This window comes from Bradyrhizobium altum, from assembly GCF_020889705.1.
GTDB classification, from domain to species: Bacteria; Pseudomonadota; Alphaproteobacteria; order Rhizobiales; family Xanthobacteraceae; genus Bradyrhizobium; species Bradyrhizobium altum.
In genome coordinates, this window is sequence record NZ_JACMYP010000487.1 from 1 (window position 1) to 2,842 (window position 2,842).

Sequence of the window (2,842 nt, forward strand, 5' to 3'; positions counted from 1 at the left end):
AACCACAGATGGTTATTGTTGCGCGATCGTCGAACGACGCGTCCCTTGACCACATCCGCCGCGGAGTATGGGTCCCTGCTTTCGCAGGGGCGACGTGTGGAGGGAGCCTGGGCTCTCATTCTTTCCGGTGTCATGCCCGCGCATGCAGGCATCGAGCTGTCGCTGCGGCGAAAATGCCCTAACCGTGCGCGGTCTTTTTCTTCTTCGGCTTCGCGGGCTTCGGCTCCGGCGCAGCATCCGGGCCGCGCTCGACCGACGTCAGGCGTCCTGAGGAGAACGTGTAGATACCGGCACGCGCGCCACGCGACCAGGTCACGACCGCGACGCGCTCGCCGCCCGGCCCGCTGGACAGGTTGACGCTGTCGGGGGCGCCGATGCCGCGCACGACGTCGCATTCGGTGTGACCAAGCGCGACACTGCCGCCGGTCGGCTGCGGCGCACCGCCAGCCTGCGCGTTCGCGTCAGTGGCACCCGCCCGCGGCGCCATGCCGGGACAGCTTCCGTCGGCACTGACGAGATCGTCGTTGGTCACCGGTTTGTCCGGCGTCAGCGGCGGCGATTCGATCGAGATGTTGCGGATGAACACCCGTCCAGGGCGCGAGAACCAATCCGCGTCACGCGAAAAGATGTCGGACGCGCCCGAGCAGCCGGCAAGGCCCGGCGCAAGTACCAGCAACGCCAGCAGCGACTTCCGACTGAATGTTCCGTCTCGCACGATCGACAAGGCTCCTAACCCCTCTACCTAAGGGCTTGTCCGAACATCACTTTGCGGCATGACCGTGACCTGCCCGAGGAAACGTCGAATTATCATTAATTCATCGATATCGCTATTGGCGCCGCTGCCAGCGTCCCCGCTCGTCGGTCTGCCAATAGGTGACCTCGAAGCCGCGCGCCTTACAAGCAGTCCAGCTCTCCCGCGCCGAAGCCACCGCGTCGGGGTCGTCGCCGTTGAACACGAGGACCAGGCGCTCGTAGCTGTCGCAGTCGGCCGGAAGCGCCGCGTTGTCGACCAGGAATCGGACATTGGCCCGATTCGGATTGCCCTCCTCGATCGACAGGATGATCGGCTGGTCCTGCGCGTCGGCAACGCGCGAGCTCGCATGCGGCAGGAATGAATCGTCGCTGTAGGTCCACAGATGCGCGTCGAGCGTCTCGGCGCGCTCCTGCGATGTCGATTGCACGACCACCCGCCAGCCGCGCTCGAGCGACTTCTCGAGCAGCGGAGGCAGCACGCTTTCCAGCGTCATGTTCTGCAGATGGTAAAACAGAACCTCGGTCATGCGCCGGCCGACACTCTATTGTTATTTCCTGGCTTCATAATATTCGGAGACGAGCCGCTCGAGCAACCGGACGCCGTAACCCGAGCCCCAGCTCTGATTGATCTCGGTCTTCGGCGCGCCCATCGCGGTGCCGGCGATGTCGAGATGGGCCCAGGGCGTGCCGTCGACGAAGCGCTGCAGGAATTGCGCGGCCGTGATCGAGCCGCCATTGCGTCCGCCGGTGTTCTTCATGTCGGCGAATTGCGAGTCGATCTGCTTGTCGTATTCGGGACCAAGCGGCATGCGCCACACTTTCTCGCCGGTCTGAAGGCCGACCTTGGCGAGGCGCTCGGCGAGTTCGTCATTGTTAGAGAACAGGCCGGCGTAATCGGTGCCGAGCGCGACCATGATCGCGCCGGTCAGCGTTGCGAGATCGACCATGAATTTCGGTTTGCACTTCTTGGCGACGTACCAGAGCACGTCGGCGAGCACGAGGCGCCCCTCCGCGTCGGTGTTGATGATTTCGATGGTCTGGCCGGACATCGAGGTGACGATGTCGCCCGGACGCTGCGCGTTGCCGTCGGGCATGTTCTCGACGACGCCGATGGCGCCGACCGCGTTGACGCGGGCCTTTCGCGCCGCGAGCGCGTGCATCAGCCCGACCACGCAGGCCGCACCGCCCATGTCACCCTTCATATCCTCCATGCCGCCGGCCGACTTGATCGAGATACCTCCGGTGTCGAAGCAGACGCCCTTGCCGACGAATGCGACCGGCGCCTCGCTCTTCTTGCCGCCGTTCCAGCGCATGATCACGGTGCGGCTGGGCCGTACCGAGCCCTGCCCGACGCCGAGCAGCGCGCCCATGCCGAGCTTGGTCATCGCCTTGACGTCGAGGACCTCGACCGTGACGCCGAGCTTGCGCAGCTGGCTGGCGCGGCGTGCGAACTCTTCGGGGTACAGCACGTTCGGCGGCTCGTTGACGAGCTCACGCGCCAGATTCACGCCGTCGACGATGGACGATTCGGGCGCAAACGCCTTCCTGGCAGAAGCGACATCGTCGACCGCGATCGAGACATCGGCGCGCACGGCGCCGTCCTCGCCGTCCTTCTTCTTGGTCTTGTACCGATCGAACTTGTAGGCACGCAGCCGGATCCCGGTGGCGATCGTCGCCGCCTGGCCGGCTGTCATTGCGGCATCGGGCAGTTCCGCGAGGACAGTCATCGCACCGCTGCCGGCGTTGAGCTTGCCGGCCACTACGCCGCCGAATTTGAGCAGATCCTTCTCCTTGAGGTCGGCCGCCTTGCCGGTGCCGATCACGATCAGCCGGTCGACCTTGATTCCCTCCGGCGCCAGGATGTCGAGCGCCGCCCCGCTCTTGCCCTTGAACTGGTTGGCGGCCGCGGCCCGCTTGACGGTCTCGGCGGCAGCTCCCAGCGCCTTCCGGGTGGCGGCTCCCAGCTTCAATTGCTCGTCGCAAAAGGCGACCAGAATGCCGCGGGCGGACGCGGAGAACGGGACGAAGCCGACCTTGACGGCGTCGGACATAGGAAAATCCTCCAGAACTCAGGGTGTTGCTCGGGCCT

3 protein-coding genes are annotated in these 2,842 nt (G+C 65.3%); all 3 read right to left on the reverse strand.

The annotated features are described in order from the left end of the window. Window positions 1-178: 178 nt before the first annotated feature. Entirely contained in the window at window positions 179-724 is a 546-nt protein-coding gene (locus H8B02_RS46650) for a hypothetical protein (protein WP_229172428.1), read from the reverse strand. A 103-nt stretch (window positions 725-827) separates the two neighbouring features. Further along, window positions 828-1,280 (reverse strand): DNA polymerase III subunit chi, encoded by a 453-nt coding sequence (locus H8B02_RS46655; protein ID WP_176531759.1) that lies wholly within the window; start codon window positions 1,278-1,280, stop codon window positions 828-830. Between the two features lie 21 nt (window positions 1,281-1,301). Next, window positions 1,302-2,804 (reverse strand): leucyl aminopeptidase, encoded by a 1,503-nt coding sequence (locus H8B02_RS46660; protein WP_229172429.1) that lies wholly within the window; start codon window positions 2,802-2,804, stop codon window positions 1,302-1,304. Window positions 2,805-2,842 lie beyond the last annotated feature (38 nt).